General features: G+C 69.3%; 5 protein-coding genes. 1 reads left to right on the top strand and 4 read right to left on the bottom strand.

The genetic code is table 11. The features are described from left to right. From ABZ281_RS37395 to ABZ281_RS37410, 4 genes are all read right to left on the bottom strand, one after another. Positions 1-417 (bottom strand): alpha-amylase family glycosyl hydrolase (locus ABZ281_RS37395; RefSeq protein WP_356662488.1); only part of this gene is annotated, 417 nt, incomplete at its 3' end. Between the two features lie 55 nt (positions 418-472). Further along, a complete protein-coding gene (locus tag ABZ281_RS37400; protein WP_356662489.1) occupies positions 473-1306 on the bottom strand; it encodes a carbohydrate ABC transporter permease in 834 nt (277 codons plus the stop codon). Continuing rightward, positions 1303-2286, bottom strand: coding sequence for a sugar ABC transporter permease (locus tag ABZ281_RS37405; protein ID WP_356662490.1), 984 nt, complete (start codon positions 2284-2286; stop codon positions 1303-1305). The genes ABZ281_RS37400 and ABZ281_RS37405 overlap by 4 nt, the downstream gene beginning before the upstream one ends. Before the next feature lie 11 nt (positions 2287-2297). After that, positions 2298-3581, bottom strand: coding sequence for an ABC transporter substrate-binding protein (locus tag ABZ281_RS37410; RefSeq protein ID WP_356662491.1), 1284 nt, complete (start codon positions 3579-3581; stop codon positions 2298-2300). Between the two features lie 304 nt (positions 3582-3885). On the opposite strand from ABZ281_RS37410, the gene ABZ281_RS37415 reads away from it, so the two are divergent. After that, entirely contained in the window at positions 3886-4950 is a 1065-nt protein-coding gene (locus ABZ281_RS37415; protein WP_356662492.1) for a LacI family DNA-binding transcriptional regulator, read from the top strand. Positions 4951-5070 lie beyond the last annotated feature (120 nt).

Consider the following 5070-nt stretch of genomic DNA (forward strand, 5'->3'; position numbering starts at 1 on the left):
CCCGTCGGGTCCGCGGCCGGCGCGGAAGACGTAGCGCTCGCGTTCCGGGCTGCCGGGGCCGGCCGCCAGCGCCGCCCGGAACCAGGCGTGCCGGTCGGAGGTGTGGTTCGGCACGATGTCGGGGATCACGCGGATCCCCAGCTCGTGCGCTTCCTCGATGAGCCGCTCGGCGTCGGCGAGGGTGCCGAACAGCGGGTCGATATCCCGGAAGTCGGCCACGTCGTATCCGTGGTCGGCCATCGGCGACCTGTACCAGGGGTTGATCCAGATGGCGTCCACGCCCAGCGACTTCAGATACGGCAGGCGGGAGCGGATGCCGGCGATGTCGCCGACACCATCGCCGTTCCCGTCGGCGAAGCTGCGGATGTAGACCTGGTAGATGACGGCGCTGCGCCACCAGGGTGCGGTGGGGGACACTTGGCTCCTTGTGAAGCGGACGAAGTGAAGCGGGCGAGAATGCGCCGAGGCGGGGCTACTTGGCGGCGCCGGCGGTGAGTCCGGCGACGATCCGGCGCTGGAAGAGCAGCACCATGACCACCAGCGGGACGGTGACCAGAACACCGGCGGCCATCTGGCTGCCGAACGGCGTCTCGTAGGTCGTCGCGCCGGTGAACTTGGAGATGGCGACCGTGGCGGTCTGCATGCCGGGCTTGTTGGTCATCGACAGGGCGATGAGGAACTCGTTCCAGGCGGCGATGAACGTGATGATCGCCGTGGTGAAGATGCCCGGCGCGGCCAGCGGCACGATCACCTTGCGGAAGGCCTGGCCACGGGTGCAGCCGTCGACCATCGCGGCGTGCTCCAGCTCGTCCGGCATCTGCCGGAAGAACGTGGTCAGGTTCCACACCGCCAGCGGCAGCGCGAAGGACATGCTCGGCACGATCATCGACTGGTAGGTGTTGATCCAGCCGATGTCCGTGAACAGCTTCAGCAGCGGCACCACGATCGACACCACCGGGAACATCGAGGTGGCGATGATCAGTGTCAGGATCAGCCGCTTGCCGCGGAACTCCAGCCGGGCCATCGCGTACGCGGTGAAAGTGGCCAGCACCAGCGCCAGGACGGTCGTGATCCCGGCGACGATCAGGCTGTTGAGCAGCGCCCGCCCGAAGCCCTGCACCGGGTCGAACACGGCCCGGTAGTTCTCGAGGGACAGCGGGGACGGGAGGAGCGAGGTGTCGAAGATGTCGCTCGTGCGGCGCAGACTGGAGACCAGCATCCAGTAGAAGGGAGCCAGACAGTACGCCACGACCGCGGCGATCCCCGTATACGACAGCCACCGACGCCAGTTGACCGTGAGTGTCATGCCGCCACCTCCTTGCGACGGCGCCTTCCCCCGGGCCCGCCTCCGACGAGATCGGCCCCGAGCAGCCGGACGAAGGCGAGCGCGATCAGGAACACGTAGAGGAAGAGGATCACCGCGTAGGCGGAGGCCGGTCCGAAGCGGACGTTGGACGCCTCGTTCTGCGCGAGCATCGACAGCGTCTCCACCGAGTGCTTCTGCGCGCCGACGAGGATGTAGGGCAGGTCGAACATCCGCAGCGCGTCCATGCAGCGGAACAGCACCGCCACCAGCAGCGCCGGTTTCACCAGCGGCAGGGTGATGTGCCAGAACTGCCGCACCGGCCGGGCCCCGTCCATGCGGGCCGCCTCGTAGACCTCCTTGGGGATCACCTGGAGCCCTGCCAGCACCAGCAGCCCGATGAAGGGCGCGGTCTTCCACACCTCGGCGACGATGACGGCGACCTTGGCGTGGAAGCCCTCGGTGGTCCACAGGATCTGCTGCCCGAGCAGCGCGTTGGCGACGCCGTCGCTGTTGAAGATCCATCGCCACAGCAGCCCGGAGATGGCCGTCGGCACCGCCCAGGGCACCAGGATCCCGGCCCGCACCAGCGCGCGGCCCTTGAACGCCCGGTGCATGATCAGCGCCATGGCCACCCCGATCACGGTCTCCATGCCGACGGTGACGACGGTGAAGAACGTGGTGTTCCAGAAGGCGTTCCAGAAGCGCGCCCCGGCCTCGCCGAAGATCTCGGCGTAGTTCCGCAGCCCGACGAACGGCTCGGTGTCGCTGATGAACCCGGTCGCCGGGTCCAGCCCTCTCGGTCCGTACAGCGACTCCTTGAGCGCCATGAGGGTCGGGTAGAGCACGACGACCGTCAGCACGAGGAGTGTGGGGGACACGAGCAGCGCCGCCAGCCGGCCCGAACCGGCCGTCGCCCGGCCCCGCCGCACCGGCGGCCGAACGCCCGCAGGGGCCTCGGCCTGTGCGACCGGCTCGGTCATGACCCCGGCCTTCACTGCGCCACGGCCTTGCGCAGTTCCTTCTGCAGATCCCGCAGTGCCTGCGCGCTGTTCTTGTCCCCGTTCAGGACGGCGTAGGCCTCCCGCTGGACCGCCGCGGTGACATCGCCGTACGGCACCACCCGCGGGCGTGGGACGGCCCGCACGATGGACTCCTTGAGCACCGGCAGGTACGGGTACTGCCCGATGAGTGCCCGATCGTCGTAGAGCGAGGCGTACGGCGGGGCGAGGGAGGCCTCCTCCAGCAGGGTCCGTGTGTTCTTCTCGCTCGTCATGAACTCGATGAAGTCCAGGGCCGACGCCTTGTTCTTCGCCCACGAGGACACCGCCATGTTGTGGCCGCCGAGGCTGGAGGAGCCGGGCCCGTTCAGGCCGGGCAGGGGCGCGACCTCGAACTTGCCCTTGATGCCGCTCTTCTGGGCCAGGGAGTACACGTACGGCCAGTTGCGCAGGAAGACCAGCTTGCCGGACTGGAAGGCCTGCCGCCCGTCCTCCTCCTGGTAGGTGATGGCCTTCTTCGGGATCGTCCCGTCCTTGAAGGAACGGGCCAGGAAGTCCAGGCCCTCGCGGGCCTCGGGGGTGTCGACGTCGGGCTCGCCGCGGGTGTCGGTGACGTTGCCGCCCGCCGAGTTCACCGCCTCGGCGAAGTTCACCGTCAGGCCCTCGTACTTCTGGAACTGCCCCGCGTAGCAGGACATGTTCTCGGCCTCGGGCAGCTTCTTCACCTTGGCGCAGGCGGCGGTCATCTGCGCCCAGGTCGTGGGGGGTTGGCCGACGCCGGCCTTCTTCAGCAGATCGGTGCGGTAGTAGAGCATGCCGCCGTCCGAACTGGCCGGCACCGCGTACAGCCCGCCCCGGTACCGCGAGGTCTCCACCACCGGCTTCAGCATCTTCCCCAGCGGGAACCGCTTCTCGGGCAGCCGGTCGATCCATTGGTGGGCGGCGAACTCCGAGGTCCACACGACGTCGAGGGACAGCACCGTGTAGGCGTCGGACTTCGTCTCCGCGTTCTGGATCATCTGCTGGCGCTGGGCGTCCGCGTCGGTCGGCAACTGGATGAAGGTGACCTTCTCCTTCGGGTGCGCCGCGTTCCAGCGGTCGAGCATCGGCTGGACGGTGCCGGTGGTGTCCTTGCCGGCCACGTACGTGATGGGGCCGCGCCCCTCGAACGACGGGGTCCCGGCCTGGCCGGAGGTGCCGTCGGAGGAGCCGCAGGCGGTGAGGAGGAGCCCGGCGGCGGCGATCGCGGCTGCTGTGCTGGTGGTTCTGGTCGTCACTGTCTCTCCTGGTCGTACGGAACCGGGTTCAGGGCTGGTGAGACTGCGTTGTCACGAAACTTTGCGAGTCAATCCGCAGGTCAGAAGGGTATGAGCGGATCCTCGGGGGGAGGCCTTCGAGACCGCCGGGACAACGCTTGCAAGCTAGGGGCGTGCTGGGGTGAAGTCAATGCGTTACCTGCGGGTAATGGGCTGACGGGTCGGGCCTCCGACTCGTGAAAGCGCTGTCACAACACGGGGTGACGGAGTGCGTCGCTGTGCTAACGTCCGGCTCATGCCTCCAGCCCAGCAACGGCTCCCCACCATGGCCGACGTCGCCGAGCGGGCCGGGGTCTCCACCTCGACCGTCTCCCGCACGCTGCGCGGTCTGTCCACGGTCTCGCCGGAGGTGCGCGCCCGGGTCGAGAAGGCGGCGCGCGAGCTCAACTTCGCGGTGTCACGGCAGGCGGCGAGCCTGGTCACGGGCAGGACCGGCACGGTCGCGGTGATGGTCCCGACGCTCAACTCGTGGTTCATGGGATCCGCCCTGTCCAGCCTCGCCCCGCTGCTGCGGGCGGCGGGCCTGCAGCTGAACGTCTACGAGATCCCGGACCTGGCCGAGCGCACGGCGTTCTTCGAGCACCTCCCGGCCCGCCGCAACGCCGACGCGCTCCTGGTGTTCTCCTTCGACCTCACCGACGAGGAGACGGCCCGGCTGGACGACCTCGGTATGCCGGTGATCTACATCAGCCAGCACGTCGAGGGACGCCCGAGCGTCTACGTCGACGACGTCGCCGGCGCCCTGCACGGCACCCGGCACCTGCTCAACCTCGGCCACCGCCGCATCGCCTTCGTCCCGACCGAGGGCGCGAGCGGCTTCGCCTTCAGCTCCAACGAGCGGCTGCTGGGCTACCAGCAGGCCCTCACCGAGGCGGGCGTGCCGCTCGACGACGACCTGGTGGTGTCCACGCGGGTCGGCAGCAAGCGCGCGGCCGCCGAGTCCCTCGGCGCCCTGCTCAGCCTGCGCGAGCCGCCCACCGCCGTCTTCGCCGAACAGGACGAGGTCGCGGTCGCCCTCATCTGGAACCTCCGCAGGACACAGATCGCGGTGCCCGAACGCGTCTCCGTCCTGGGCTTCGACGACCAGCCCCTGGCGCACTGGTTCGACCTGTCGACGGTGGCGCAGTCCCCGTCGGAGATGGGCCGGCTGGCCGGTGACCTGGCCCTGAAGCTCATCGACGACGCGGACGGCGACCATGAACGCCACATAGTCCTGCCGACGCACGTGATCCCCCGGGGGACGACGGCGCCGGTGGCGGTGGGGACGACGGCGAGTGCCGCCACGGACGTCGCCCGGGACGATCAGTCCGCGAGGTCGGCGAGCGAGTAGAACCCGATCGGGGAGTTCGGCCGGAACCCGATCCGCTGGTCCTAGGGCGCGCCGGCGGCCGACTCGAGCAGCGTCGCCGGGGGCAGGCCGGAGGCCAGGGCCACCGCGGGCACCTCCTGG

This window comes from Streptomyces sp. NPDC006265, assembly GCF_040613555.1.
Classification (GTDB): domain Bacteria; phylum Actinomycetota; class Actinomycetes; order Streptomycetales; family Streptomycetaceae; genus Streptomyces.